Source organism: Duganella caerulea (assembly GCF_040362985.1).
In the GTDB taxonomy this organism is placed as follows: Bacteria; Pseudomonadota; Gammaproteobacteria; order Burkholderiales; family Burkholderiaceae_D; genus Rugamonas; species Rugamonas vulcania.
In genome coordinates this window covers 181,830-205,255 of sequence record NZ_BPWJ01000010.1, presented here as the reverse complement: position 1 = coordinate 205,255, position 23,426 = coordinate 181,830, and the positions used below count along the sequence as shown (strand labels likewise).

Annotated in this window: 30 protein-coding genes; 14 read left to right on the top strand and 16 right to left on the bottom strand. The window is 67.2% G+C overall.

All coding sequences use genetic code 11. The annotated features are described in order from the left end of the window. Positions 1-85: 85 nt before the first annotated feature. The 7 genes from ACUJB0_RS26645 (at position 86) to ACUJB0_RS26615 (ending at position 4,282) form a co-directional block, all read left to right on the top strand. Positions 86-475 carry a DUF4398 domain-containing protein gene (locus tag ACUJB0_RS26645; RefSeq protein ID WP_444847870.1) on the top strand — a complete coding sequence of 130 codons (390 nt, stop codon included), beginning with the start codon at positions 86-88 and terminating at the stop codon, positions 473-475. Positions 476-487: 12 nt separating this feature from the next. After that, positions 488-1,393: an OmpA family protein gene (locus tag ACUJB0_RS26640; RefSeq protein WP_444847869.1), complete on the top strand. Its 906-nt coding sequence runs from the start codon at positions 488-490 to the stop codon at positions 1,391-1,393. 18 nt (positions 1,394-1,411) lie between these two features. Beyond that, positions 1,412-1,939, top strand: coding sequence for a ferritin-like domain-containing protein (locus ACUJB0_RS26635; protein ID WP_161092895.1), 528 nt, complete (start codon positions 1,412-1,414; stop codon positions 1,937-1,939). 61 nt (positions 1,940-2,000) lie between these two features. After that, positions 2,001-2,303, top strand: a complete 303-nt coding sequence (locus tag ACUJB0_RS26630; RefSeq protein WP_008446875.1) for an ElaB/YgaM/YqjD family protein — start codon at positions 2,001-2,003, stop codon at positions 2,301-2,303. Between the two features lie 18 nt (positions 2,304-2,321). Next, on the top strand, positions 2,322-2,690 hold the full coding sequence (locus ACUJB0_RS26625; protein WP_161092903.1) for a phage holin family protein: 369 nt from the start codon (positions 2,322-2,324) through the stop codon (positions 2,688-2,690). A gap of 12 nt (positions 2,691-2,702) precedes the next feature. Next, complete coding sequence (locus ACUJB0_RS26620) at positions 2,703-3,074, top strand: hypothetical protein (protein WP_444847868.1); 372 nt, start codon at positions 2,703-2,705, stop codon at positions 3,072-3,074. 44 nt (positions 3,075-3,118) lie between these two features. Then, entirely contained in the window at positions 3,119-4,282 is a 1,164-nt protein-coding gene (locus tag ACUJB0_RS26615) for a patatin-like phospholipase family protein (RefSeq protein WP_444847867.1), read from the top strand. A 12-nt stretch (positions 4,283-4,294) separates the two neighbouring features. Here ACUJB0_RS26615 and ACUJB0_RS26610 read toward each other — a convergent pair whose 3' ends face one another. From ACUJB0_RS26610 to ACUJB0_RS26600, 3 genes are read right to left on the bottom strand one after another with little or no spacing between them, the layout of a single operon-like run. Further along, positions 4,295-4,633: a hypothetical protein gene (locus ACUJB0_RS26610; protein WP_444847866.1), complete on the bottom strand. Its 339-nt coding sequence runs from the start codon at positions 4,631-4,633 to the stop codon at positions 4,295-4,297. A gap of 17 nt (positions 4,634-4,650) precedes the next feature. Beyond that, positions 4,651-4,803 carry a DUF3309 domain-containing protein gene (locus ACUJB0_RS26605; protein ID WP_161086963.1) on the bottom strand — a complete coding sequence of 51 codons (153 nt, stop codon included), beginning with the start codon at positions 4,801-4,803 and terminating at the stop codon, positions 4,651-4,653. 27 nt (positions 4,804-4,830) lie between these two features. Continuing rightward, complete coding sequence (locus ACUJB0_RS26600; protein ID WP_444847865.1) at positions 4,831-5,280, bottom strand: outer membrane lipoprotein; 450 nt, start codon at positions 5,278-5,280, stop codon at positions 4,831-4,833. 205 nt (positions 5,281-5,485) lie between these two features. Here ACUJB0_RS26600 and ACUJB0_RS26595 point away from each other — a divergent pair, with 205 nt between their 5' ends. From ACUJB0_RS26595 to ACUJB0_RS26585, 3 genes are all read left to right on the top strand, one after another. Beyond that, complete coding sequence (locus ACUJB0_RS26595) at positions 5,486-5,797, top strand: BON domain-containing protein (RefSeq protein WP_444847864.1); 312 nt, start codon at positions 5,486-5,488, stop codon at positions 5,795-5,797. A 51-nt stretch (positions 5,798-5,848) separates the two neighbouring features. Continuing rightward, positions 5,849-7,000, top strand: coding sequence for an AI-2E family transporter (locus ACUJB0_RS26590; RefSeq protein ID WP_444847863.1), 1,152 nt, complete (start codon positions 5,849-5,851; stop codon positions 6,998-7,000). A 77-nt stretch (positions 7,001-7,077) separates the two neighbouring features. Beyond that, a complete protein-coding gene (locus ACUJB0_RS26585; protein ID WP_161086967.1) occupies positions 7,078-7,365 on the top strand; it encodes a hypothetical protein in 288 nt (95 codons plus the stop codon). Positions 7,366-7,369: 4 nt separating this feature from the next. On the opposite strand, the gene ACUJB0_RS26580 is transcribed toward ACUJB0_RS26585, so the two are convergent. After that, positions 7,370-8,230 (bottom strand): YihY/virulence factor BrkB family protein, encoded by an 861-nt coding sequence (locus tag ACUJB0_RS26580; RefSeq protein WP_444847862.1) that lies wholly within the window; start codon positions 8,228-8,230, stop codon positions 7,370-7,372. A gap of 38 nt (positions 8,231-8,268) precedes the next feature. Further along, positions 8,269-9,309, bottom strand: a complete 1,041-nt coding sequence (locus ACUJB0_RS26575) for an OmpA family protein (protein ID WP_444847861.1) — start codon at positions 9,307-9,309, stop codon at positions 8,269-8,271. Positions 9,310-9,684: 375 nt separating this feature from the next. On the opposite strand from ACUJB0_RS26575, the gene ACUJB0_RS26570 reads away from it, so the two are divergent. The 3 genes from ACUJB0_RS26570 to ACUJB0_RS26560 all read left to right on the top strand — a co-directional run bounded on the left by ACUJB0_RS26570 (position 9,685) and on the right by ACUJB0_RS26560 (position 12,670). Continuing rightward, the gene (locus ACUJB0_RS26570) at positions 9,685-10,275 is read left to right on the top strand and encodes a winged helix-turn-helix domain-containing protein (protein ID WP_117009657.1); all 591 of its coding nucleotides are present in this window, start codon (positions 9,685-9,687) and stop codon (positions 10,273-10,275) included. A gap of 119 nt (positions 10,276-10,394) precedes the next feature. After that, positions 10,395-11,270 carry a M90 family metallopeptidase gene (locus tag ACUJB0_RS26565; RefSeq protein ID WP_444847860.1) on the top strand — a complete coding sequence of 292 codons (876 nt, stop codon included), beginning with the start codon at positions 10,395-10,397 and terminating at the stop codon, positions 11,268-11,270. Positions 11,271-11,362: 92 nt separating this feature from the next. Further along, positions 11,363-12,670, top strand: a complete 1,308-nt coding sequence (locus tag ACUJB0_RS26560; RefSeq protein WP_444847859.1) for an ATP-binding protein — start codon at positions 11,363-11,365, stop codon at positions 12,668-12,670. On the opposite strand, the gene ACUJB0_RS26555 is transcribed toward ACUJB0_RS26560, so the two are convergent. Genes ACUJB0_RS26555 through ACUJB0_RS26530 form a run of 6 tightly spaced genes read right to left on the bottom strand, consistent with a single transcriptional unit; the run spans position 12,660 to position 18,750 of the window. Further along, positions 12,660-13,151 carry a response regulator gene (locus ACUJB0_RS26555; protein WP_444847858.1) on the bottom strand — a complete coding sequence of 164 codons (492 nt, stop codon included), beginning with the start codon at positions 13,149-13,151 and terminating at the stop codon, positions 12,660-12,662. The two genes, ACUJB0_RS26560 and ACUJB0_RS26555, sit on opposite strands and share 11 nt — an antisense overlap. After that, positions 13,148-14,482: a response regulator c-di-GMP phosphodiesterase, NosR family gene (nosR, locus tag ACUJB0_RS26550; protein ID WP_444847857.1), complete on the bottom strand. Its 1,335-nt coding sequence runs from the start codon at positions 14,480-14,482 to the stop codon at positions 13,148-13,150. Before nosR ends, ACUJB0_RS26555 begins: the two co-directional genes overlap by 4 nt. Then, on the bottom strand, positions 14,479-15,951 hold the full coding sequence (locus tag ACUJB0_RS26545; RefSeq protein WP_444847856.1) for a PAS domain-containing sensor histidine kinase: 1,473 nt from the start codon (positions 15,949-15,951) through the stop codon (positions 14,479-14,481). Before ACUJB0_RS26545 ends, nosR begins: the two co-directional genes overlap by 4 nt. Next, positions 15,948-16,781, bottom strand: a complete 834-nt coding sequence (locus tag ACUJB0_RS26540; protein ID WP_444847855.1) for an HDOD domain-containing protein — start codon at positions 16,779-16,781, stop codon at positions 15,948-15,950. The genes ACUJB0_RS26545 and ACUJB0_RS26540 overlap by 4 nt, the downstream gene beginning before the upstream one ends. Continuing rightward, positions 16,778-17,110: a hypothetical protein gene (locus ACUJB0_RS26535; protein WP_444847854.1), complete on the bottom strand. Its 333-nt coding sequence runs from the start codon at positions 17,108-17,110 to the stop codon at positions 16,778-16,780. Before ACUJB0_RS26535 ends, ACUJB0_RS26540 begins: the two co-directional genes overlap by 4 nt. Continuing rightward, a complete protein-coding gene (locus ACUJB0_RS26530; RefSeq protein WP_444847853.1) occupies positions 17,107-18,750 on the bottom strand; it encodes an EAL domain-containing protein in 1,644 nt (547 codons plus the stop codon). Before ACUJB0_RS26530 ends, ACUJB0_RS26535 begins: the two co-directional genes overlap by 4 nt. Before the next feature lie 242 nt (positions 18,751-18,992). Here ACUJB0_RS26530 and ACUJB0_RS26525 point away from each other — a divergent pair, with 242 nt between their 5' ends. After that, positions 18,993-19,352: a hypothetical protein gene (locus ACUJB0_RS26525; RefSeq protein WP_444847852.1), complete on the top strand. Its 360-nt coding sequence runs from the start codon at positions 18,993-18,995 to the stop codon at positions 19,350-19,352. 28 nt (positions 19,353-19,380) lie between these two features. Here the strand turns inward: ACUJB0_RS26525 and ACUJB0_RS26520 are convergent, their stop codons facing one another. From ACUJB0_RS26520 to ACUJB0_RS26500, 5 genes are all read right to left on the bottom strand, one after another. Next, complete coding sequence (locus ACUJB0_RS26520) at positions 19,381-19,755, bottom strand: TraR/DksA family transcriptional regulator (protein ID WP_444847851.1); 375 nt, start codon at positions 19,753-19,755, stop codon at positions 19,381-19,383. 54 nt (positions 19,756-19,809) lie between these two features. Further along, positions 19,810-20,235: a hypothetical protein gene (locus ACUJB0_RS26515; protein WP_444847850.1), complete on the bottom strand. Its 426-nt coding sequence runs from the start codon at positions 20,233-20,235 to the stop codon at positions 19,810-19,812. A 10-nt stretch (positions 20,236-20,245) separates the two neighbouring features. Continuing rightward, positions 20,246-21,013: a hypothetical protein gene (locus ACUJB0_RS26510; protein ID WP_444847849.1), complete on the bottom strand. Its 768-nt coding sequence runs from the start codon at positions 21,011-21,013 to the stop codon at positions 20,246-20,248. A 66-nt stretch (positions 21,014-21,079) separates the two neighbouring features. Then, positions 21,080-21,859 (bottom strand): 2-oxo-tetronate isomerase, encoded by a 780-nt coding sequence (otnI, locus tag ACUJB0_RS26505; RefSeq protein WP_444847848.1) that lies wholly within the window; start codon positions 21,857-21,859, stop codon positions 21,080-21,082. 147 nt (positions 21,860-22,006) lie between these two features. Further along, positions 22,007-23,398, bottom strand: coding sequence for a DEAD/DEAH box helicase (locus ACUJB0_RS26500; RefSeq protein ID WP_444847847.1), 1,392 nt, complete (start codon positions 23,396-23,398; stop codon positions 22,007-22,009). Positions 23,399-23,426 lie beyond the last annotated feature (28 nt).

Genomic DNA, 23,426 nt, shown 5'->3' with positions numbered 1-23,426 from the left:
GCGGAATGTGCGGCACCGTACTGAAGCTGCCGCGCCATGGGCCTATAACGTCAACCTGCGATCTGAATTTTTAAGGAGAAGAATAATGACGACCATTCATCATCGTTACGCCAGCATGTGCGCGCTTGTCGCCCTGCTGGGCCTGGCCGCCTGCGCCAGCGAGAAGACCCCCGCCGTGGCCGATGTCGCCGTCTCGCGCGAGGCGGTCGCCAACGCCACCAGCGCCGGCGCGGCCGACCTGGCGCCGGCCGAGATGCAATCCGCGCGCGAGAAGCTGATGCGCGCCAACCAGGCGCTGGCGGCCAAGGATTACCGCACCGCGCAGGACCTGGCCAACCAGGCCTCGGCCGACGCCCAGCTGGCGCAGAGCAAAGCCGGCTCGACCAAGGCCACCATGGCGGCGGACGAGCTGCAGCAGAGCATCCGCGCGCTGCGTGAAGAGCTCAACCGCACCAACGCCACCAGCCAACAATAAAGGAGCCCCATCATGAAAACCCGGAGCCTGAAAACCCTGCGCCTTGTCCCGGCCGCGCTCGCGCTGGCCGTGATGGCGGCCTGCAGCACCACGCCCACCACCACCAGCCTGCTCGACCAGACCCGCGCCGACTTCATGGCCGCGCAAAGCACGCCGTCGGTGGCGGCCAACGCGCCGCTGGAGTTCAAGGCCGCGTCCGACGCGCTGGACAGCGCCAACGCCGCCGCCGCGCGGAAGGAAAGCCTGAGCGAGATCGACAAGCTGGCCTATATCGCCAAGCAGAAGATCGCCACCGCGCAGGAAGTGGCCAAGCAGAAACAGGCCGAGAGCGAGGTGGCCAACGCCGGCCGCCAGCGCGACGAGATCCGCCTGGAGCAGCGCACCGCCGAGGCCAACCAGGCCAAGTCGCAGGCCAACCAGGCCAAGGCCGACGCCGACGCGGCGCGCGCCCAGGCCGACGCCGCCGCCAACAGCGCGCGCAGCGAGGCGGCCCGCAACGCCGCGCTGCAGCAGGAGCTGGCCGACCTGCAGGCCAAGCAGACCGACCGCGGCATCGTCATCACGCTCAACGACGTGCTGTTCAACGTCGACCGCGCCGAGCTGAGCGCGGAGGGCATGCGCACCGTGCAGAAGATGGCCGACGTGCTGCTGCAGGAACCGCAAAGCGCGGTGCTGATCGAGGGCTTCACCGACAGCACCGGCAGCGCCGACCACAACCTGCAGCTGTCGCAGCGCCGCGCCGAGTCGGTGCGCAACGCGCTGATCGGGCTGGGCGTCAAGAGCGACAAGATCGCCACGCGCGGCTACGGCGAGGCCTTCCCGGTCGCCAGCAACGCCGATGCCGGCAGCCGCCAGCTGAACCGCCGCGTCGAGATCGTGCTGTCGCAGAACGGCGCGCCGATCGCCAACCGCCACTAACTTTGAAGGATGCATATCATGGCTGAATCCACCCCCACCGGCATCGACAAGGAAGCCATCCGCGCCGCCGCGCGCAACCTGCAGGACGGCCCGGTCACGGCTGGCTACCAGGGCGACCGCCAGGCCGTCATCAAGATGCTCAACGACGCGCTGGCCACCGAGCTGGTGTGCGTGCTGCGCTACCAGCGGCACTACTACACGGTCACCGGGCGCGACAACGGCCCGATCAAGGCCGAGTTCCTGGAGCACGCCACCCAGGAGCAGGAACACGCCAACTGGCTGGCCGAACGCATCATCCAGCTGAACGGCCAGCCTGATTTCAATCCAGCAACGTTGCTCGCACGTAGCCATGCCGAGTATGATGCATCTGACGACGTGCAGGCGATGATCAAGGCCAACCTGATCGCCGAGCGCGTCGCCATCGAGTCGTACCGGCAGATGATCGAGCAGATCGGCGCCAGCGATCCGACCACACGCCATTTATTGATCAAGATCATGGCGGTGGAAGAGGAACACGCCGACGATATGCGCGATTTGCTGGGATAATGCTGATTTTGCAGTTTGCTGTACAGTTTTCACTTCACACAACCATAACAGGAGCTCCATCATGCTGGAACAAAACATCAGTACCGTGAACAACGACGTGAAAACTCTGGTCAAGGATGCGCAAGCATTGTTCACCGCCGCCACCGCGCTGACCGGCGAAAAGGCCGAGGAACTGCGCGGCCGCGGCATGCGCGCGCTCGACACGGCACTGGCCAAGGCCCACGAAGCCCAGCAAAGCGCGGTCGCCGCCAGCAAGGAGATGGCCAAGCAGGCCGACGTCTACGTCAAGGAAAACCCATGGCGCTCGATCGCCGCGGCGGCCGGCGTGGGCCTGCTGATCGGCGTGATCATCGGCCGCAAGTAAGCCATCGTGTCCGATGAGATGAACCGCCCGCCGGGCCTGATCGCTTCGCTGGGCAACATCGCCCGCAACAGCATCGGCCTGGTCCTGACCCGGCTGGAGCTGGCCGCGCTGGAACTGTCGCAGGCGCGCAATCACCTGCTGCAGCTGGTGCTGGTGTTCGCGCTGGCGGTGGTGGCGTGCTGCTTCGCGCTGGCCTGCGGCACGGTGACCATCGTCTACGTGGCGTGGGACAGCATCGGCTGGAAGATCCTGCCCATCGTCACCGGCGTGTTCCTGCTGATCGCGATCGGCCTGATCGTGTACGCGCGCGGCATGATACGCAGCGGCAAACTGTCGATGCCGGCCACCATGGCCGAACTCAAGTCCGACCGCGACATGCTGTTGTAACCGGGAGAGCAGATGAGCAAAGAAGCTGAACGCGCCGCCATCGATGCGGACAAGCAGCGCCTGATCCGCGAGGGTGAGCTGTTCCGTATCAAGGTGGTGCACGCCAAGGCGCTGGTGGGCAACGCGCTGCAGCCGGACGCCTTGCTGCATGGCGCCGTCGACCAGGCCATCGGCATGGCCCAGGCCCGCCTCGGCGGCCTGTTGCAGCCGGGTGGCCTGAAGAGCGTGAACTTCAAGGCGCTGTTGCCGTATGCGTTGACGGTGGGCTCGTACATCGCCCGCAAGCGCCTGGTCAAGCCCGCCATGGGCGTGGCGCTGGCCGCCGGCCTCGGCCTGGCCTGGCTGATGCGACGCCAGCCGGCGCCGCAGGATGACCAGGAATAAACCCGAACGCCGCAGCCGCGGCGTTTTTTCATTGGAGTCAGCAGATGAGCAAGGCGATACACGAACTCAATCCCGAGCGCTTGCGCGTGGTCCTGGTGTTGCAGGGCGGCGGCGCGCTGGGCGCTTACCAGGCCGGGGTGTTCCAGGCGATGCACGAGCACGGCCTGGCGCCGGACTGGATCGTCGGCACCTCGATCGGCGCGATCAACGCCGCCATCCTGGCCGGCAATCCGCACGAGACGCGGCTGGCCCGGCTCAAGGAATTCTGGGACGGCGTGGCCCACCGCGACAGCTACGACATGGCCCGCGTGCCGGACGCGCAGCGGCGCTCCAACGTGATGCTGCAGACCTGGGACACCCTGCTGCGCGGCGTGCCGGGCTTCTTCCGGCCGCGCTTCATGAGCCTGTTCCCGACGGGGACCCCGGTCGATCCCGAGCAGGCCAGCTTCTACGATACCGCCGAGCTGGGCGAGACGCTCGAGCGCCTGATCGATTTCGATTACCTGAACGCGCCGGGCGGCATGCGGCTGACGGTCAACGCGCTCAAGGTCACCTGCGGTACCTTGCGCCGCTTCGACAACCGCGAGCTGACGCTGCACGCCGATCACATCCGCGCCAGCGGCGCGCTGCCGCCGGGCTTCCCGCCGGTGCGCATCGACGGCGACCTGTACTGGGACGGCGGCCTGTATTCCAACACGCCGCTGGAAACCGTGCTGGACGATAACGAGCATGTCGACACGCTGTGCTTCATGGTGGACCTGTGGAGCGCCGACGGCCCCGAGCCGGCCACCTTGGACCAGGTGCAGACGCGGCAGAAGGATGTGACCTTCGCCTCGCGCTCCAAGCGCCACCTGCAGGATTACGTCGCCACGCACAAGCTCAAGCAGAAATTGCGCGAGCTGTACGCGGAATTGCCGGAGCGGGCCCAGTCGGCGCAGGGCAAGGAGGAATTGGCCGGGCTGGGCGGCGACAGCACGCTGCATGTGGTGCGGCTGGCGTATTCCGGGCGCGACTGGAGCATGCCGGCCAAGGACATCAACTTCTCCAAGGGCTCGATCGAATGGCGCTGGGACCAGGGCTACCAGGACGCGCTGCGCGCCATCACGGCGGCGGGCTGGCTGAGCTTTGTGACGGAAGACACGCCACTGGTCGTGCACGAGCTGCCGCCGTTGCGGCAGCCGGTGCACGGCCAGGAGCGGGCGGCCTAGCTGGCGGCACTGCTAGTGCTGGTGGTTTTCCTCGCGGATCTGCTCGGCCTTGGCCATGTCCTGCCGGTAGGTCGCCTGGGCGTCCTGCAGGCAGCTGCGGCGTTCGGCGGCCGGCCCCTGTTTGCAGGCCAGGTTGGCCTCGGCCAGCGCGGCGCCGATCTCCTTGCGCAGCGTGCGCAATTGCGCGGCCGGGCTGGTGTCGTCCTGGTACCAGCGCGCCGGATCGCCCTTGGCGATTTCCGACTTTTGCAGCTGGGCGTTCTGCGGCGGCGTGGTGTTGCTGGCCGCTTGCGCGGCCAGCGCGGCGCCGGCCAGCGCCGCGCCGATGATGACTTGCTTGAAGTGAGCCATGATGTCCTCCTGTGTCGTTACAGCCTGCCGGTGAGCAGCATGATCAGCAGGATGACCACCACGATGCCGGTGATGCCGCTGGGCGCATAGCCCCAGTTGCGGCTGTGCGGCCAGGTGGGCAGGGCGCCGATTAATGCCAAGACCAGAATGATCAGAATGATGGTTCCCATGTCGCGCTCCTCGTGTAAACGTCAGGGTTAATAGCGGTACAAGCGGCCGTCGACCAGACGCACGCGGTCGCCCGCGCGCAGGTCGTAGACGCTGTCCTGGTTGACGATGCGGTAGTCGCCGTTATCCATGCGCACGCTGATCTGGTACTGCTCGCGTGGCTGGTTGCGGTTTTCCTCCACCTTGTTGCCGACCACCGCGCCGCCGACCGCGCCGGCCACGGTGGCGGCGGTGCGGCCGCTGCCCGAGCCGACCTGGTTGCCCAGCAAGGCGCCGACCAGGCCGCCCGTGACGGCGCCGGCGCCGCTGGTGCCGGACTTGGCCTGCACGACCTGGATCGAATCGATGGTGCCGTACGCGGCGGCGGTGTCGGACGGGTTGACGTAGGTGGTCTGCTGCGGCTGGCCGGAGCTGGCGCAACCGCCCAGCGCGGCGCTGCCGGCGATGAGCGCGGTGGCAAGTAGGATCGAGTGGTTCATGTTGTACTCCCGAAAAAGTGTGGTTCCAGAATAGTCAGCGGCCGGGTTGGGGTCTGTGCGCTCGCGCACCCAGTCCGGCGATGTTTGCGTTGTGTACGTTAGCGAACAGAGGTGAGCGGGGAAGGGGCGTAAAACGGCTGCATCGGTAGCGGGCATCGTGACCTGCTGGCTGACAAACCGCTGTTTACCAATCAAGGAGAATGCCATGAAAATCGCACATAAAATCGCCACTGCCCTGTTCACCGTATCGTTGCTGGCCACGGCCGGCTGCGCGTCGACCTCGACCAAGGAAGGCACGGGCGAATATGTCGACGATTCCGTTATCACCACCAAGGTCAAGGCCGGCATCTTCAACGAGCCCAGCCTGAAATCCACCGAGATCAATGTCGAGACTTTCAAAGGCACGGTGCAGCTGAGCGGCTTCGTGGCCCAGCCTGAAGACATCACCAAGGCCGGCGAAGTGGCACGCAGCATCAAGGGCGTGACCGCCGTGAAGAACGACATCCGCGTCAAGTAAGCCAGCCCTGCCGGCGCGGTCCTGCCGCGCCGGTTTTTTTTGCGAGCCATCATGAACCTGCCGCCCGGACTGCCCCGCATCGAACCGGCGGCCGAAGATGGTGAACTTCAGCGCATTCCGCTGCACGTCAACGCGCGCGGCCTGGCGCTCGGCGTCATTGCGACCGTGGCGTTTGTCTACGCGCTGCAATGGTCGCGCAATTTTCTGGTGCCGCTGCTGCTCGGCATCCTGATCACCTACATGCTCAGTCCCATCGTGTGCTGGCTGGAGCGCCTGCGCATTCCGCGCGCGCTCGGCGCCACGCTGATCACCGCCGCCATCCTGGGCGGCGCCTTTGTCGTGATCGACAAGGTGCAGGGCGAGTTCGAAGCCATCGTCGAGGAACTGCCAACCGTCAGCCACAAGCTGTCGCGGCTGATGGCGGAGCGCCTGCACGGCGGCCCCAGCACGCTGCAGCGCATCCAGGCGGTGGCCACCGAGCTGCAGCAGGCGACCGCCGGCGCGCAGGAACGGCGCGCCGCGCGCAAGGCCGCGCCGCCGCCGGACAGCGGCTCGCTGCCGGTGATGGACTGGCTGTGGGCCGGTTCGATGGGCGTGATGGGCTTTCTCAGCCAGGCGACCATGGTGATCTTCCTGGTGTTCTTCCTGCTGCTGTCGGGCGACACCTTCAAGCGCAAGCTGGTCAAGCTGACCGGGCCGTCGTTGAGCAAGAAGAAGATCACCGTGCACATCCTGGAGGACATCAACTCGTCGATCCAGAAATACATGCTGATGCTGTTGGTGACCAACGGCCTGCTGGCGCTGCTGATGTGGATCGCGCTGCGCTGGATCGGCCTGGAGAACGCCGGCGCCTGGGCCATCGTGGCCGGGCTGCTGCACGTGATGCCGTATTTCGGTCCCTTGCTGATCATGCTGGCCACCGGCGCGGCGGCCTTCCTGCAGTTCGAGTCGCTGCAGACCAGCCTGCTGGTGATGGGCGCCTCGCTGGCGATCGCCACCCTGGTCGGCACGCTGGTGGCGACCTGGATGACCGGGCGCTTCGCCCGCATGAACGCGGCGGCGGTGTTTGTCAGCCTGCTGTTCTGGGGCTGGTTGTGGGGCGTGTCCGGCCTGCTGCTGGGCGTGCCGCTGATCGTCATCGTCAAGGTGGTGGCCGAGCGCGTCGAGGGCATGGAAGTGGTGGCGGAATTGCTGGGCGATTAGGCTGCGGATGGGACTTGTTTCTATCCGGCAGACGGCTAACATAAGCAGAAGTACACACACACTTTGAGGAGCAAGCCATGAGTCCAGAACATGACCGCCGCCGGCGGCCGGAAACGTCAGATACCGTGGGTTGGCACTCATTGGAATTCATCGTGCGCCACGCGCTGGAAGTGCAGCGCGACATCGGCACGGCCAGCGCGGTGCAGTTCCTGCAGGGCATAGGCATCAATCCGCAAGTGATCGAGCGCGTGCTGGCGCCGGACGCCAAGGTGCGCGAGGCGGACCAGCAGGCGCTGGCGGCGTCGCTGCCGGTGGCCGACCTGCCGGTGGCCACGCCGCGCGCCTACCTGCGCCGACCGATCTGATCGCTTATTTGATCGCTTGCTGCTTGCGCAGGCTGCCCAGTTGCAGCGCGTACTGGCGCGCGAACTCGGCGCCGAGGAAGAAGATCTGCGCCGAGTAGTACACCCACAGCAGCAGCGCGATCATCGATCCGGCGGCGCCGAAGCTGCTGGTGACGCCGCTGTTGCCGATGTAGGCGCCGATCAGGTATTTCCCCAGCGTGAACAACGCGGCCGTGCCCAGCGCGCCTATCGTCACGTCATGCCAGGACAGCCGCACGCGCGGCAGCAGCTTGAAGATCACGCCGAACAAGGCGGCGATGACGAGGTAGCTGATGATGAAGTTGACGCCCGTGAGCACCCGGCCGGCGTCGCGCCAGTAGGCGTCCCACAGGTTTTCCAGCACGGTCAGCGCGGCGCTGACCACCAGCGACACCATCAGCAAAAAGGCCAGCACCAGGATCATGCCGAAGGAGAGCAGGCGGGTGCGGATCACATCCCAGACGGTGCCGTGGACCAGCGGCGGCACCTGCCAGATATCGTCCAGGCTGGCCTTGAGCTCGGCAAACACGCTGGTCGCGCCAAACAGCAGCAGCGCGCCGGCCGCCAGGGTGGCGAGGCGGCCTTCCTCCTTGTTGCGGGCGCCGGCCAGCACCAGCTGCACCGCCTCCGCCCCCTGCGCGCCGACCAGGCCGCGCAGCTCCTCGAACAGCTGGCCGCGCGCCGCCTGCGGCCCGTAGAACCAGCCGGCGATGGCCAGCACCAGCACCAGGATGGGCGCCATCGAGAACAGCGTGTAGAACGCCAGCGCCGCGCCCTTGCTGCTGGCGCGGTGTTCCAGCCATTCGGTGACGGTGCATTTCAGCACCGAGCCCAGGTTGCGTTTCATGAGAAAAAAACCCCGCCGGAGCGGGGTGGTCTTTCAGCTTATTGCACGCGCCGTTCGACGGTGATCTGTTCGACCTCGACGCGGCGGTTCGGTTCCAGGCACTTGATCAGGTCCGCGCGCTTCTTGTTGTTGCAAGTGACGACCGGATTGGCCTTGCCCTTGCCGACTGCGCTCAGGCGGTTGGCGGCCACGCCTTTGCCGACCAGGTAGTCCTTGACCGCGTTGGCGCGGCGTTCGGACAGCTTGATGTTGTACTTGTCGCTGCCCAGGCGGTCCGCGTAGCCGGAGATGACCACGTTGTCGATGCCGGGATTGGTGTTGAGCACGTTGGCGATGTCGTCCAGCTTGGGCTGGTTAGGGCCCAGCTTGGCGCTGTCGAAGCCGAACAGCTCGGTGGCCGACATCGTCACCTTCTCGAACTTCGCCGGTGGCGGCGGTGGCGGTGGCGCCGGTTGCGGCGGTGGAGGAGGAGGCTCGGCCGCGACCGGTGGTGGAGGCGGCGCCGGCGGCGCGGCTTTCGGCGGCGCGTTGAAGGCGATGTTCAGGCCGATCGTTGCGTAGTAGTTATTGCTCTTGCTGTTAGGGAACTCGCTGCCACGGATGAAGCCGTGCACGTCCCGGATGTCGGCCTGGAAGGCGACCTGGTCGCTGATGTCGGCCTGGAAGCCCAGGCCGGCGCTCAGGTAGGGCGAGGTCTTGCTGCGTTCGCCGAAGGCGTTCAGGTTGGCCTTGTCGCGCTCGGCGCCGACGCCGATCAAGAGGAAGGGTCGGAAGGATTTACGCGAGAACATATACAAGCCGTCCACGCCCAGCGTGTTCTGCTGGTAGCGCTCGCCGTTTTCGCGGGAGCGGGCGTAAGTGGTGCCGAGTTGCAGGTCCCAGTCCTGGTTCAGCGCCTTGCCGAACTTGAGGCCGGCGCCGTAGCCGCGCTTGTCCACGCCGAAGTCCGAATCGGGCTTCATGGCGTTCAGGCTGGGCTGGACATACCACGATGGATTGATGACCGCATCCTGTGCCAGGGCGGAAAACGACGCGCATAACGCTGCGGTCGCGAGGGCGATTTTCTTAGTTTTATTCAAAATGAGCTCCCGATTAATGATGAGTGTGCTGCTGCAACAGCAAAGTGAATGTCGCTGTTCGACCGGAGAATAAGCAGTTTGGTGCGGCTCTTCCGTGCGTTAGCGTACGAAGGCTTGCGCTGTATCAAATTCATCACACTTCTTGAAACTTAAATAAAACCGCCTTGTCACAGCTTAAGTGCCCAGTATTTTCGCTAATGTTCGTTGCCGCACAGACCAAAGCGCTGCGAAAAGGCATTCTTGAGTCAGATGCAGAGACCGTAGCGAGATGCCAGCCGCCCGCCACGCCATCCGCTGCCACTAATCTCGGCAATTGTTATAAGGAGTGATCCCATGCATGCAGTTAGACAACCTCAACATCTGGTCCAGAACGAGATGAAAGCCTCGCCGGAAATGCATACCACCACGGCCAAGCTGATGCTGGTGGAGCGTCCGGCCCCGGCGCCCCTGGACCGGAAGCCTGCGCTGTCGATGGCTTCCATCGAGCGTGTCCGCTCGACCTCGGCCACCCTGCGCCGCATCGAAAACATGCAAAAGCTGATCGGCGAATTGCAGCTGCACGAGATGCTGGCCGACGAAATCGCCTGGTTCCTCAAATTCTCGCCGTCCGGCGCCCGCAAATACATCCGCGACCTGCGCGAAGCCGGCGTGATCGAGCTGGCCCGCTACGTCGAGGGCACCGCCACCTACCTGGGCAAGGCCGTCTACCAGCTCACGCCGGACCCTGAACGCGTCAGCGCCTTCCTGGCCGCCATCGTCCAGCCGAAACGCGAAGGCGCGCCGCCGCGCAAGGAGCGTCCGGGCCTGCGCGAACAGGCGATGGCCGGCAGCGGCCGCCATTTCCACATCCTGGCCGACGACACGCACTACGCGATCCGCGTCAACCGCGGCCCGGTGATGCGCGATCCGCTGGTGGCCGCGCTGTTCGGCTCGGCACCGTCGATGCAAAAGGAAGAAACCGTCTGACCGCCCAGCACGGCGTATGATGAGACAGCCGGGTCACGCCCGGCTGTTTGCATATTGAAATGTCGGCAAGGCGCCCCACCTAGCCCTGACTGGACATACATCATACGGACGCGCGGCACATGGAAGCTTTGACCTGGATAGGCCTGACGGCGCTGCTGATAGCGCTGCCTTTTTACTACCCGCGCTGGCGCTTGCGCCGGGTGCTGGCGCAGCCGTTGCCGGCCGAGGCGGTAGCCGTCCTGCAGCGCAACATCCCGGTCTACCTGCGCATGGACGCCGGCCTGCGGCAGCAGCTGCAGCGGCTGGTCGTGCAGTTCCTGCACCAGAAAAAATTCATCGGCTGCGAGGGGCTGGAGGTCACCGACGAGATGGCCGTCACCATCGCCGGCCAGGCCTGCCTGCTGCTGCTGAACCGTCCCACCAAGGTCTATCCGGCGCTGCACACCATCCTGGTCTACCCCAGCGCCTTCGTGGCGCGCCGCGCTGAGGTCGGGCCGGGCGGGGTGGTCACGCCGGGCCACCAGAGCATGCTGGGCGAATCGTGGGACGACGGCCGCGTGATCCTGTCGTGGGACGACGTGCAGCGCGGCGCCGGCGACTGGACGGACGGCCACAACATCGTGCTGCACGAATTCGCCCACCAGCTCGACAGCGAGTCGGGCCGCGCCAACGGCGCCCCGTACCTCGGCAACCCGGCCAGCTACCGCGAATGGTCGGAGGTGCTGGAGCGCGATTTCCAGCACCTGCGCCACAGCGCCATGTACCGCCAGCACAGCGTGATGGACCACTACGGCGCCACCAACCCGGCCGAATTCTTCGCCGTCGCCACCGAGACCTTCTTCGAAAAGCCCTACCAGATGGCCGAGCACCACGCCGAGCTGTTCGCCGAATTCCTCAAATACTACCGGGTCGATCCGCGCGCGTGGATGTCGCCGCCGCCACCGCCGCCACCGCCCGAGCCATCGTACGAGTGGACGCCACACTGGTCGCACTGAACACCTTCCGCGCGGGAACTAGGGCATAATCAAACAACACCGCGCATGGACCGCAAAGTGCGCGTGACAGACGCCGTCGCGAGGCTACCATTATGCAATTCGAGGAATTCGACTTTTCTTCCGACACCGCCGCGCCCCGTGCCGCGCCGGTGGCCGAGGCGGCTTCGCCCCTGGTGCGGCTGCAGTACCTGGTCGACAACACGCCGGCCATCATCTACTGCACCGTGCCCAGCGGCGACTTCAAGATGACCTTCGTCAGCAACAACGCCTTGAACGTGCTGGGCTACCATCCCGAGCAGATGGTGGCCGACCCCAACTTCTGGTTCGACCACATCCATCCCGACGACGCGCCCAACATCTTCTCCAGCCTGGCGCTGGTGTTCAGCGAGGGCCAGCGCGCCTACGAGTACCGCTTCCGCATCAGCGACGGCAGCTACCTGTGGATGCACGACACGCTGCGCCTGATCCGCGACGAGAACGGTGTGCCGCTGGAGGTGATCGGCTCGCTTACCGACATCACCGAGCGCAAGCGCATGGAGGAGGCGCTGCAGGCCAAGGGCGTCGAGCAACAAGCGCTGATCGGCGAGCTGCGCAACGCCCACGAGCAGCTGCTTCAGTCGGAGAAGATGGCCTCGATCGGCCAGCTGGCGGCCGGCATCGCGCACGAGATCAACAACCCGGTGGGCTTCGTCAACTCCAACATGGGCTCGCTGAAGAACTACGTCGGCACCTTGCTGGGCGTGATCGAGCGCTACGAGCAGGCCGCCGCGCCGCACCCGGCGCTGGCGGCCCAGCTGGCCACGCTGCGCGAGCAGGCCGACCTGGAATTCCTCAAGGAGGACGTGACCGACCTGGTGCGCGAATCGATGGACGGCCTCAAGCGGGTCAAGGACATCGTACAGGCGCTCAAGGATTTTTCGCACGTCGGCGAGACCGAGTGGCAGGTGGCCGACCTGCACCACGGCCTGGACAGCACGCTCAACATCGTCAGCAACGAGATCAAGTACAAGGCCAAGGTCGAGAAGCAGTACGGCGTGCTGCCGCCGGTCACCTGCCTGGCCTCGCAGCTGAACCAGGTGTTCATGAACTTGCTGGTCAACGCCGCCCACGCGCTGCGCGAGACCGGCGTGATCACGATCCGCACCGGCGCGGCCGACGGCTGGGTATGGATCGAGGTGGGGGACAACGGCTGCGGCATCGCGCCGGAAAACCTGCACCGCATCTTCGAGCCCTTCTTCACGACCAAGCCGGTCGGCAGTGGCACGGGGCTGGGTTTGTCGCTGTCGTACGGCATCGTCAACCGCCACGGCGGCCGCATCGAGGTGGCTTCGGTGGTGGGCAAGGGCACGCGCTTCACGGTGCACCTGCCGGTGCAGCCGGCCCAGGCGGTTACAGGATAACCGCGCCGTCGTCGTCGCGCTTGACGTCCAGCAGGCCGGGCTCCTCGGCCTCCAGCCGCTGCGCCTCCAGTTCCTGCGGCGTGGGTGGAGGCGCCGCCAGCGCGGCGCGCTGGGCCAGCGCCAGCCGCACATTCTGCTCCAGCTCGGTCGCGTCCCACGGCTTGCTCATGAAGCGGAACGCCTGCGCCTGGTTGATCGCGCTGAGCACGGTGTTGTATTCGGTCGAGGCGCTGAGCATGATGCGCACCGTGTCCGGCGCCACGTCCTTGAGCGCCTGCAGCAGCTCGCCGCCGGTCATCTGCGGCATGTGGTAGTCGCAGATCACCAGGTCGAAATCGCAGTAGCAGATGCGCTTGAGCGCCTCGTAGGGATCGGTGCAGGTCTCGATCTGCGGCGGCGCGTCGCGCAGCATCTGCAGCAGCGCGCGCTGCAGCGCGTTGAGGACGTTGACCTCGTCGTCCACCAGCAGGATCTTGCTCATGCGTCCCCCTTGGGATTGCGCACCCAGATCGCCAGCCGGGCGCCGCTCTTGGTCTCGAAGTCCTGCACCTGCTGGATCATGCGCGCGTCCAGCACGTGGTCGACCGACAGCAGCATCAGGCCGTCGCGGCTGATCAGGTCGCGCGCCAGCGTCATGCCCGGCAGCAGTTCGCCCGACAGCACCTCGACCCCGGCGCCGGCGTCGGCGCCGCCGTCGACGATCTGGCGGAAGGCCGCCACCACGTTCGGATCGTAGCGCTTGCCGCTGGCGTCGAGGATCAGCGACTTGGCTTCCTCCGGCCGCAGATGGCGCTGCACCATCGCGCCCTGTTGCAGGTTGTAGTAGTCCGCCGCCAGCGCCAGGATGCGCGCGCCCAGCGGAATCGCCAGGCCGGCCAGGCCGTCCGGGAAGCCGTTGCCGTCGAAGCGCTCCAGTTGGCCGCGCAGGATGGCGGCGCTGCCGCGCAGGTCCTCCAGCGGCATCAGCAGTTCGGCAGCGCGCTGCGGGTGCTTGCGGAACAGGCCCAGCGATTCGCCGTGCAGCATGGTCAGCGGCGTCTGCAGCAGCTCGTCGGAGAAGCCGATCTTGCCGATGTCGTGCAGCAGCGCGGCGATGAAGATCTCCTGCGTCTCGCGCGTGTCCAGCTCCAGCCGCACCGCCAGCTGGCGCGCCAGCTCGGCCACCAGGCGCGCGTGGCCCGGCTTGTTGTGCGCGCGCAGCTCGATCATGCTGGAGAAGATCTTGATGGTGGTGACGAAGTTCCGCTTGAGCTTGTTGTTGGCGGCGGCGGTGGCATCGTGCTCGGCCTTGAGCTGGCGCGTGCGCGCCTCGACCTTGGCCTCCAGGCTCTGGTTGAGCGCCTTGAGCTCCTCGTTCTGGCGCAGTGTCAGCGCTTCCAGCCGCTGCTTTTCCTGCTCCAGCTGGCGCCGCTCCAACGCGTGGCGCACCACCAGCAGCATGTCGCCGTCTTCCCACGGCTTGGTGATGTAGCGGTAGATCTCGCCGCAGTTGATGGCGTCCTGGATCGACTGGATGTCCGAATAGCCGGTCAGCAGCAGGCGCATGGTGTCGGGCCAGCGGGCCCGCACCTGGGCCAGGAACTGGGCGCCGTTCATCTCCGGCATGCGCATGTCGGAGATCACCAGGTCGACCTGTTCCTTCTCCAGCACCTCCAGCCCCAGCGCGCCGCTCTCGGCGATCAGCACGCGGTAGCCGGCCGGACGGAACAGGCGGCGCAGCGAGGACAGGATGTTCGGCTCGTCGTCCACGAACAGCAGCGTGGCGGGCGCTGCCGCGGCCGGTGCGCCGGCCGGCGCCAGCGCGGCGTTCATGGCGCCTCCCCGGCGGCGGCCTCGGGCTGGTGGATCGGCAGGTGCACGCGGAAGCGGGTGCCCTTGCCCAGCTCGGTGTCGACCTCGATGTTGCCGCCGTGCTTCTGCACGATGCCGTAGGCCAGCGACAGTCCCAGCCCGGTGCCCTTGCCGACCGCCTTGGTGGTGAAGAAGGGGTCGAAGATGCGCGACAGCGTGTCCGGCGAGATGCCGCTGCCGTTGTCGGCCACGTCGATCCACACCTCTTCGCCGTCGGTGCCGGTGCGCACCGTGATGCGGCCGCGCTGCTCGCCGATGGCGTGGGCGGCGTTGACCACCAGGTTCATCACCACCTGGTTGATCTGCAGCGGCAGGCACTGGATGTCGGGGATGTCGCCGTATTCCTTGACCACGTCGGCCTTGTACTTGACCTCGTTGCCGACGATGTTGAGGGTGGAGTCGATGCCGCGGTGCAGGTTGGCCCACACCCAGTCCTGGTTGGCGTCCACCCGCGAGAAGTCCTTCAGGTCCTGGACGATGTGGCGCACCCGCACGATGCCCTCGCGCGACTCGGCCATCAGCGAGGGGATGTCCTCGCGCAGGAAGTCGAGGTCGAGCTCGGCGCGCCGCGCGCGCAGGGCGGCCGCGGCCGCGGGCGGCAGCTCGGCCTCGGCCTGCTGGTAGGCGTGCAGCATTTCAAACAGCTGGTCCAGGTAGGTTTGCAGCGTGGTGCAGTTGGAGAAGATGTAGCCGATCGGGTTGTTGATCTCGTGCGCCACGCCGGCCGCCAACTGGCCGATCGAGGCGAGCTTGTCGGCCTGCACCAGCTGCTGCTGGGCGCGCGACAGCTGGTCGTTCAGCGCGGTCAGCTCGAGGTTGCTGCGGCGCAGTTCGGCCTCGGCCAGGTGGCGCTGGCGGATGTCCTCCTGCAGCTGCTCGTTCATGTCGGCCAGCTGGGCGGTGCGCTTCTCGACCACGTGCTCGAGGTTGTCGTGCGCGCGCCGCAGCGCGTTCTCGGCCACGCGCCGCTCGGTGACGTCGCGCAGCGTTTCGATGGCGCCGACGATGCGGCCCTGGTGGTCGCGCAGCGGCGCCGCCGTGAAGTGCAGCCAGTGGCCGCTGGCGCCGATGTTGGGGAAGAAGTCCTCGGCCTCGTAGGCGCCGGGGATCAGCGACGAGGCCTGGTATTTGCCGGGGTAGTGCAGCTCCAGCAGGCGATCGTCGCCGGCCACGATCAGGTCGGCCAGCACCGGGCGCGGTTTGGGATAGAAGGCTTGCCAGTGGTTGCTGGTGCCGATCATGGCCTGCTTGCTCCAGCCCAGCAGGTGTTCGCAGGCGCGGTTCCAGTGCGTGATCACGTGCCGGGTATCGATGGCGAAGGTGGCCACCGGATGGCCGTCGAAGAATTCGGACAGCGCGATGCCGTCGTGCATGGCCACCTCGGGCGGCGGCGCTGCGGGGGCGATGGGAGTGGAGGAGGCGGCGGTCATGGGGTCAGCATCTGGCACATGGTTTCGAACAATTGCTCGCTCTCGGCGAACACGGCGGCCCAGGCGGCCTCGCCCAGGCCCAGCGACTGCCAGGCGGCCAGCGACAGCGGCGGCACCTGGTCGTCCTCCTGGCCCGACAGGTCGAGCGCGTGGGCCAGGATGTTGGCCGCGTAGATCACGGTCGACAGCGTGGCCGGGCCGGTCTCGGCGGGGTGGTGGTGGTCGGCCACGGCGGCCTGGATGGCCTCCGGGAATTTCCAGTGTTTGGCCAGCGCGCTGCCGACGCTGGCGTGGTCGATGCCGAACACGGCCATCTGGGCCGGCGCGGCCGGGCAGTCGTGCTGGCGGCGGTGGGCGATCACGCGGCGGTACTCGTCCGGGAAGCGGGTGGCCAGCACCAGCGTGCCCAGGTCGTGCAGCAGGCCGGCGGTGAAGGCGGTGTCCGGATTGACCCGCACGTGCGGCGCCAGCACGCGCGCGCACACGGCGCTGCCGATCGAGTGGCGCCAGAAGGCCTGGAAGTCGAACTCGCTGCCGGGCACGGGCGCGAAGCTGGCCGTCACCGAGCAGGCCGTCACCAGCGTGCGGATGGCGTGGAAGCCCAGCACCGACACCGCCTGCTGGATGGTGGTGACCTTGGTCGGCATGCCGTAGAACGAGGAATTGGCCAGCCGCAGCGTCTTGGCGGTGAGCGCCTGGTCCAGCGTGATCTTGGCGGCCAGCGCGTGGGTGTCGATGTCGTCCTGCTGCATGGTGGCCAGCAGCTCGTTGACCACCGCCGGCAGCGACGGCAGGTCGCGCACGGCCTTGATGATGTCGTCGGCGTTCATGGTTGCGCTCCCTCGCGGTAGGCGCGCAGCTGCGCCAGCAGCACGGCGCCGCCGTCGCTGTCGGCGCTGTGGCGGAACAGGCGCTCGAGCCGCGCCAGCTGCTGCGCGCGGGCGCGCGCCAGCGCGGCCGGATCGACCGGTTCGGCCGTGGACCAGACCACGCAGCGTTCGATGCCGCGCCGGCGCAGCGCGGCCAGCGTGGCGGCGGTCAGTGTGGCGTCCTGCGGCAGCAGCACGCCGCCGTGGGCGTCGAGCAGGGCGGCGGCCAGGACCATGCCTTCGGCCGCCTGCTGCAGGTCGATTTCATTGGGATTGGGGGTGTTGCTCATCTATCGGGCTCCACGGTGCTAAGGGTGATCAGGCTGCCGCGCGAGGCCGAGTGCTCGCCCATCGGGTAGCACATCACGGCGTAGCGCTGGCCGTCGATGTCGGCCAGGTGGCGGTGCGGCAGGCCGGCGCCGCCGTCGGCATCGGCCTCGGCCGGAAAAAGTTCGGGCAGCACGAGGCTGGCCTCGTTGCCCAGCAGGCCGCCGCTGTGCTGGAACAGGCCGGCGGCGGCGCCGTTGATGAAGGCGATCATGCCGCTGTCGTCCATGCCGATCACCGGCAGCGGCAGGTGCTGCAGCAGTTCGCGCGCCACGCTCAGGCTGATCTCGTCGCGGCTGATCTGGCGCTGCTTCTCCAGCAGCAGCTGTTCCATGCGGCGGTTGGCTGCGGCCAGCTCCTGGTTGGCGCTGCGCACCTCCAGGTGCAGGCGCAGGTTGTCGTCGGCGATTTCCTTGACGCGGAAGGCCTCGGCGATGTGGCCGCGCAGCTGCTCGTCCTCCCACGGCTTGGTCAGGAACTTGTAGATCGCGCCCTCGTTGACGGCGTCGGTCACCGACTGCAGCTCGGTGTAGCCGGACAACATGATGCGGATGGTGTCCGGCGCCAGCTCGCGCGCCTTGCGCAGGAAGTCAGCCCCCAGCATGCCGGGCATGCGCTGGTCGGAGACGATCACGTCGACCGTCTGCTGGGCCAGCAGCGCCAGGCCCTGCGGGCCGTCGCCGGCGGTGAAGATCTGGTACTGGTCGGCGCGCAGCAGGCGCTTGAGCGCGGCCAGGATGTTGGGCTCGTCGTCCACCAGCAGCAGCCGGCGCGGCGGCCGGTGCATGCGCAGCAGGTGGGCCGGCAGCGTGCGGCCGCTGGCCAGCAGCTCGTGCAGCTCGGTGGAGTCGAGCGGCGGCGCGAAGAAGTAGCCCTGGATGTGGTCGCACATGTTCCGGCGCAGGAAGTCGCACTGGCTTTCCGTCTCCACGCCCTCGGCCACCACCTTCATGCCCAGGTTGTGGCCCATGGCGATGATGCTCTTGGCCATGGCGGCGTCGTGGCTGTCGTTGACCACGTTGCGGATGTAGTCGGCGTCGATCTTGATGGCGTCGAAGGGGTAGCGCTTCAGGCTGCTGAGCGAGCCCTGGCCGGTGCCGAAGTCGTCCAGCGTGAGCGTCAGGCCGCGCGACTTGAAGGCGGCCAGCAGCTCGTCGCAGCCGTCGCCGGCCTCGGTCAGCGCGGTCTCGGTGATTTCCAGCGTCAGCGCCTCCGGGGGGATGGCGCACTCGTCGAGCATGCCGCCTACCGCCGCGCAGAAGGTGGGGTCGCGGAACTGGCTGGGCGAGACGTTGATCGCCACCCGCAGGCCGTTCTGGCCGCCGCGCCGCCAGTCCTGCAGGTCGGCGCAGGCGCGCCGCAGCACCCAGTGGCCGATGGCGGCCGTCATGCCGGCGGCGTCGGCCTGCGGCAGGAAGGCCTGGGCCGCCAGCAATCCTTGATCCGGATGCTGCCAGCGCACCAGCGCCTCCAGGCTGATCACCGCGCCGCTTTGCAGGTCGACCAGCGGCTGGTAAAGCAGGCGCAGCTGATCCTGCGCCAGCGCCTGTTCCAGCGCGGTGGTCATCGCCGGGAGATCCTTCGTTTGCGGGGCTGCTTGCATGGGCGCCTAGCGAAATGATAGCTGGTGGATATCGAAAACCCTGAATCGATTATACGACCTCGCCAGGGGCGTTGCCGCACATGCGGTGTTTTTTTTCCGCACAGCACCACGCCGGGCTTGCGCTGCGTTGTTGCTTATCGGAGACTATGCTTGCGCGGCCAGACTTTTCGGGCCCGATAGTCGCTACAATCAAAACACCTGGCAGCCGTCGGACTAACGCGTTGTAATGGGGAGATGCGGCAATGGCACACGCATGGGTAATGCTCACTCGTCCAGACGGCCGCGACGTGGCGGCGCCGTCCGAGGCCCAGATGGCGGCGGCCCTGGCCGAGGTCTACAGCGGCAAGACCGCCGCGCCCGACGGCGGACCCGGCAGCGCGGTGCTGCGCTTCGGCTATGACGACGGCTTGATGTACGAGGTCGAGGTCTCCACCGGCGGCGGCGTGCGCTTTGCCGAATGGTCGGACCGCGATTGCGAGATCGCGCTGGCCGGCCCGCGCGTGATGACGCTGGCCCAGGCCGACGCGCTGCAGCTGTGGCGCCTGCTGGCGCAGCGCCAGGTGGCCAAGATCCGCAGCCAGCCGTGGCAGGACGCCGGCTGACGCCGGCGTTGGTGTTCAGCGATCAAATTCAGCGGCGCGGCTGTTCCTGCAGCGTCTGGCAGGCGATGCACAGGCGCGCCTCCGGCCGCGCGTTGAGCCGCGAATAGCCGATCAGCTCGCCGCAACGCTCGCACAATCCATAGCTTTGATCGTCGAACTTGGCCAGCGCGTGGCGCACGATGTGCAGCTGGCGCGCCGTGTGTTCGGCCGCCTCGTGCACCAGCGCGTTGAGGGTGCGCTGGCTGGCGTTGTCGGCCGGCGAGGCCTCCACTTCGTGCGGCGCCGGCGCGCGCACGTCGGCGCTGCGGTCGAGGTCGTCCGCCAGCTGGCTGAGCAGGGCGGCGCGCGCGCGTTCCAGCCGCTCGCGCAGGGCCGTCCATTCAATGTCGTCGAGTCCGTTCATGCCGCACACTCCTTGCGGTGTTGGACCGGCGCGGCGCGATTTTGTTCAGCGGGCTCAGCCCGGCGCGGGCAGCGCGTCCAGGTGGTGCTTGAGTTTTTCCAGCGGCGCGGCCAGGTGGTCCGGCTTGCCGGTGGCGATCGCCGCGCCCAGCGACAGCAGTTCGGCGGTCAGGTCGATCATGTCCTTGACGCGGTCGATGCGGGCGATGGCGTCCTCGGCGCGCCGGGCCAGGTCCAGCAATTGCTGCTGCGCGCCGCCCAGGCCGGCGGCGGCCAGGCGGGCGCTGTCCAGGTACAGGCTGTTGGCGCGCTGGCGCAGCAGCACCTCGTTCTCGAACAGCGCCTGCGCCGTGCCCTGCGACATGGCCGGCGCGCCGCCCGGCGCCGGCTTGCGCAGCGCCCGCATCAGGTGGGCGTGCAGGGCGTCGGCGCTGGCGGACAGGCTGTCGGCCAGCGCTTCGATATCGTGTTGATCGGCCATGGCGAACTCCTTATTGCTGCGGGATCTGGTTGAACAAGGCGCGATGGGCCTGCTCGATGGCGGCCAGGTTCTGCTGGGCCTGGGTGTTGCGCACGCCGGTCAGGTGGTACTCGACCTGCTTGTCGTGTTGCAGCGACCGCGACAGCGCCAGCAGCAGCCGGTCGCGCCGCGTGTCGACGAAGGGGATCTCGCTCTCCAGCATGCCGAGCACGATTTTTTGTTCGTTGTCGCTGCTCTTGTCGTACAGGCGCAGCAGCGTGCGCATGGCGCCAAGCAGCTCCTCCATCGCCTGGTGGCCGTCGCGCAGCAGCTCCTGCACCGCGCTGTCCTGCGCCGGCCGGGTCAGCGCGCGCGTGATCAGCCGCGTCAGGCCGGCGTAGGCGTTGACGTGGCGCTCGTCGATGCCGCTGTCGGGCCAGGCCTTGATGCCGGCGCTCATGGACTTGACCTGGTCCTCCAGGTCGTACTGGTTGTCGCCGGCCAGCCGGCCCAGCGCCTGCATGTACGCCTGCACGCCGGTCTGCAGTTTGGCGAAATCCGCGCTGGAGGCCTGGCGCTGCTGGTCGAGCTGGCGCTCGCGCTGGTCGGCCGCGGGGCTCAGGAAGGGTTGTTCGCGCTGGTAGGTGGTGCGGTAGCGCTCGGTGAGCTCATGGTAGGCGCCCAAGTGCGGCGACTGGGCGGCGAAGGCGCGCACCTCCGCCATGCGCGGGCTGCTGCTGGCGCAGCCGCCAAGCAGGGCCAGGCAGCAGAGGATCAGGAATACACGGCTTAATTTCATGTTCGCTCCCTAGGTGTGAGGACATTGTTGCCTTGCGTGAATATTTCCGTATTGCGAATGCGCAGATCAGCTGGTCAGCGCCTGTCGCCAGTCCAGGCCGGCGATGGTGTCGCCGGCCGGCAGGTATTCGCAGCCCAGCCAGCCTTCGTAGCCGAGCTCGTCGATGAGGCGGAACAGGTGGCGGTAGTTGATCTCGCCGGTGCCCGGCTCGTGGCGGCCGGGGGTGTCGGCGATCTGCATGTGCTTGATCATCGGCAGGTTGGCGCGGATCGTGTTGCTCAGTTCGCCTTCCATGCGCTGCATGTGGTAGATGTCGTACTGCAGGAACAGGTTGGGGCTGCCGGTTTCGGCGATGATGTCCAGCGCCTGCCGGCTACGGTTGAGGAAGTAGCCCGGCATGTCGTAGTGGTTGATCGGCTCGATCAGCAAGTTGATGCCGTGCGGCGCCAGCTCGGCGGCGGCCCAACGCAGGCTGTCGACGTAGGTGGCGTGGGCGCGTTCCGGCGCCAGGCCGGGCGGCGTCTTGCCGGCCATGCAGTGCAGCTGCGTCGCGCCCAGTTCGGTGGCGTACTCCAGCGCGCTGTGCACGCCGGCGCGGAACTCGTCCTGGCGGCGCGGGTCGCAGGCCATGCCGCGGTCGCCCGCGTTCCAGTCGCCTGCGGGCAGGTTGAACAGCGCCAAGGTCAGCTGGTGGCGGCTCAGGCGCTCGGCCAGTTGGTGGGCATCGTAAGCGTAGGGGAACAGGAATTCGACGCCGTCGAAGCCGGCCTCGCGTGCCAGCGCGAAGCGTTCCAGGAACGGCGCTTCGGTGAACAGCATGGACAGGTTGGCGGCGAATTTGGGCATGGGCGGACTCCGGCTGAGAAGCCGCTATCGTAACCGCAAATGCCGTTGGCGCGGCGCGCCGCCACCCCGCACGGCGATCCGCCTGGGGTCCGACCCCGCCTTGCCGGGGTAAAAAAAACCACCCGAAGGTGGTTTTGAGGGGACTGCTTATCGGCCGCGGCCGCCGGAGCGGTGCTGGGCCGCCGAGCGTGGGGCGCTGGTGCCGGTGCGTGGACCGCCGCCGTTGCCGCCGCCGGTGCCCGGTGCGCGTGGCTTGTTGCCGCCACCGCCGCCGCCACCACCGCCGGTCTTGGCGCGCGCTTGGCCGCCACCGTTGCGACCGCCACCGCCGTTGCGATGGCCTGGGCCGCCGCTACGCAGCTGCACCGGTTGCGGACGCGCGTTCAGGTCCGGCTCGAAGCCTGGAATCACTGCGCGTGGCAGGGTTTGCTTGATCAGCTTTTCGATATCCTTCAGCATCTCGTGCTCGTCCACGCAGACCAGCGACACGGCCTCGCCGGTGGCGCCGGCGCGGCCGGTGCGGCCGATGCGGTGCACATAGTCTTCAGGAATGTTCGGCAGGTCGTAGTTGACCACGTGCGGCAGCTGGTCGATGTCGATCCCGCGCGCGGCGATGTCGGTGGCCACCAGCACTTGCAGCTTGTTGTCCTTGAACTCGGACAGCGCCTTGGTGCGCGCCGACTGGCTCTTGTTGCCGTGGATCGCCATCGCGCCGATGCCGTCGCCGCCCAGCTGTTCGACCAGCTTGTTGGCGCCGTGCTTGGTGCGGGTGAACACCAGCACCTGGTGCCAGTCGTTGGTCTTGATCAGGTGCGACAGCATCGGGTGCTTCTTGTCGCGGTCGACCGGGTGGATCATCTGGGCGATCACTTCCACCGCCGAATTGCGGCGCGCCACTTCGATCATGGCCGGCTTGTTCAGCAGGCCATCGGCCAGCGCCTTGATCTCGTCCGAGAAGGTGGCCGAGAACAGCAGGTTCTGGCGCTTTGGCGGCAGCGCCGCCAGCACCTTCTTGATGTCGCGGATGAAGCCCATGTCCAGCATGCGGTCGGCTTCGTCCAGGATCAGGATTTCCACGTGCGACAGGTTGACGGTGCGCTGTTCCATGTGGTCCAGCAGGCGGCCCGGGGTGGCGACCAGGATGTCGACGCCGTGCTTGAGCTGCTTGATCTGCGGGTTGATGCCGACGCCGCCGAAGATCACGGTGGAGTTGAGCTTGGTGTACTTGCCGTAGATGCGCACGCTTTCCTCGACCTGGGCCGCGAGTTCGCGGGTCGGGGTCAGGATCAGGGCGCGGATCGGGCGGGCCGTGGTGTTGCTGGTGATCGCCGCGCCTTTGGCGTCGGTCGACAGGCGGTGCAGGATCGGCAGCGTGAAACCGGCGGTCTTGCCGGTACCGGTTTGTGCGCCTGCCAGCAGGTCACCGCCGTTCAGTACGGCAGGGATGGCCTGCTGCTGGATCGGGGTGGGCGTGGTGTAGCCGGCTTCGGTAACAGCACGGACAATAGCGTCGGACAAACCGAGGGAAGAAAATGACATGATGACTTTTTGTTAAGATCGGCCTGTC

Excerpts from the sequence above, each read along its gene's own strand:
- ACUJB0_RS26645 (WP_444847870.1), top strand. The coding sequence starts at position 86 with ATGACGACCATTCATCATCGTTACGCCAGCATGTGCGCGCTTGTCGCC.
- ACUJB0_RS26640 (WP_444847869.1), top strand. The coding sequence starts at position 488 with ATGAAAACCCGGAGCCTGAAAACCCTGCGCCTTGTCCCGGCCGCGCTC.
- ACUJB0_RS26635 (WP_161092895.1), top strand. The coding sequence starts at position 1,412 with ATGGCTGAATCCACCCCCACCGGCATCGACAAGGAAGCCATCCGCGCC.
- ACUJB0_RS26630 (WP_008446875.1), top strand. The coding sequence starts at position 2,001 with ATGCTGGAACAAAACATCAGTACCGTGAACAACGACGTGAAAACTCTG.
- ACUJB0_RS26625 (WP_161092903.1), top strand. The coding sequence starts at position 2,322 with ATGAACCGCCCGCCGGGCCTGATCGCTTCGCTGGGCAACATCGCCCGC.
- ACUJB0_RS26620 (WP_444847868.1), top strand. The coding sequence starts at position 2,703 with ATGAGCAAAGAAGCTGAACGCGCCGCCATCGATGCGGACAAGCAGCGC.
- ACUJB0_RS26615 (WP_444847867.1), top strand. The coding sequence starts at position 3,119 with ATGAGCAAGGCGATACACGAACTCAATCCCGAGCGCTTGCGCGTGGTC.
- ACUJB0_RS26610 (WP_444847866.1), bottom strand. The coding sequence starts at position 4,633 with ATGGCTCACTTCAAGCAAGTCATCATCGGCGCGGCGCTGGCCGGCGCC.
- ACUJB0_RS26605 (WP_161086963.1), bottom strand. The coding sequence starts at position 4,803 with ATGGGAACCATCATTCTGATCATTCTGGTCTTGGCATTAATCGGCGCC.
- ACUJB0_RS26600 (WP_444847865.1), bottom strand. The coding sequence starts at position 5,280 with ATGAACCACTCGATCCTACTTGCCACCGCGCTCATCGCCGGCAGCGCC.
- ACUJB0_RS26595 (WP_444847864.1), top strand. The coding sequence starts at position 5,486 with ATGAAAATCGCACATAAAATCGCCACTGCCCTGTTCACCGTATCGTTG.
- ACUJB0_RS26590 (WP_444847863.1), top strand. The coding sequence starts at position 5,849 with ATGAACCTGCCGCCCGGACTGCCCCGCATCGAACCGGCGGCCGAAGAT.
- ACUJB0_RS26585 (WP_161086967.1), top strand. The coding sequence starts at position 7,078 with ATGAGTCCAGAACATGACCGCCGCCGGCGGCCGGAAACGTCAGATACC.
- ACUJB0_RS26580 (WP_444847862.1), bottom strand. The coding sequence starts at position 8,230 with ATGAAACGCAACCTGGGCTCGGTGCTGAAATGCACCGTCACCGAATGG.
- ACUJB0_RS26570 (WP_117009657.1), top strand. The coding sequence starts at position 9,685 with ATGAAAGCCTCGCCGGAAATGCATACCACCACGGCCAAGCTGATGCTG.
- ACUJB0_RS26565 (WP_444847860.1), top strand. The coding sequence starts at position 10,395 with ATGGAAGCTTTGACCTGGATAGGCCTGACGGCGCTGCTGATAGCGCTG.
- ACUJB0_RS26560 (WP_444847859.1), top strand. The coding sequence starts at position 11,363 with ATGCAATTCGAGGAATTCGACTTTTCTTCCGACACCGCCGCGCCCCGT.
- ACUJB0_RS26555 (WP_444847858.1), bottom strand. The coding sequence starts at position 13,151 with ATGAGCAAGATCCTGCTGGTGGACGACGAGGTCAACGTCCTCAACGCG.
- nosR (WP_444847857.1), bottom strand. The coding sequence starts at position 14,482 with ATGAACGCCGCGCTGGCGCCGGCCGGCGCACCGGCCGCGGCAGCGCCC.
- ACUJB0_RS26545 (WP_444847856.1), bottom strand. The coding sequence starts at position 15,951 with ATGACCGCCGCCTCCTCCACTCCCATCGCCCCCGCAGCGCCGCCGCCC.
- ACUJB0_RS26540 (WP_444847855.1), bottom strand. The coding sequence starts at position 16,781 with ATGAACGCCGACGACATCATCAAGGCCGTGCGCGACCTGCCGTCGCTG.
- ACUJB0_RS26535 (WP_444847854.1), bottom strand. The coding sequence starts at position 17,110 with ATGAGCAACACCCCCAATCCCAATGAAATCGACCTGCAGCAGGCGGCC.
- ACUJB0_RS26530 (WP_444847853.1), bottom strand. The coding sequence starts at position 18,750 with ATGCAAGCAGCCCCGCAAACGAAGGATCTCCCGGCGATGACCACCGCG.
- ACUJB0_RS26525 (WP_444847852.1), top strand. The coding sequence starts at position 18,993 with ATGGCACACGCATGGGTAATGCTCACTCGTCCAGACGGCCGCGACGTG.
- ACUJB0_RS26520 (WP_444847851.1), bottom strand. The coding sequence starts at position 19,755 with ATGAACGGACTCGACGACATTGAATGGACGGCCCTGCGCGAGCGGCTG.
- ACUJB0_RS26515 (WP_444847850.1), bottom strand. The coding sequence starts at position 20,235 with ATGGCCGATCAACACGATATCGAAGCGCTGGCCGACAGCCTGTCCGCC.
- ACUJB0_RS26510 (WP_444847849.1), bottom strand. The coding sequence starts at position 21,013 with ATGAAATTAAGCCGTGTATTCCTGATCCTCTGCTGCCTGGCCCTGCTT.
- otnI (WP_444847848.1), bottom strand. The coding sequence starts at position 21,859 with ATGCCCAAATTCGCCGCCAACCTGTCCATGCTGTTCACCGAAGCGCCG.
- ACUJB0_RS26500 (WP_444847847.1), bottom strand. The coding sequence starts at position 23,398 with ATGTCATTTTCTTCCCTCGGTTTGTCCGACGCTATTGTCCGTGCTGTT.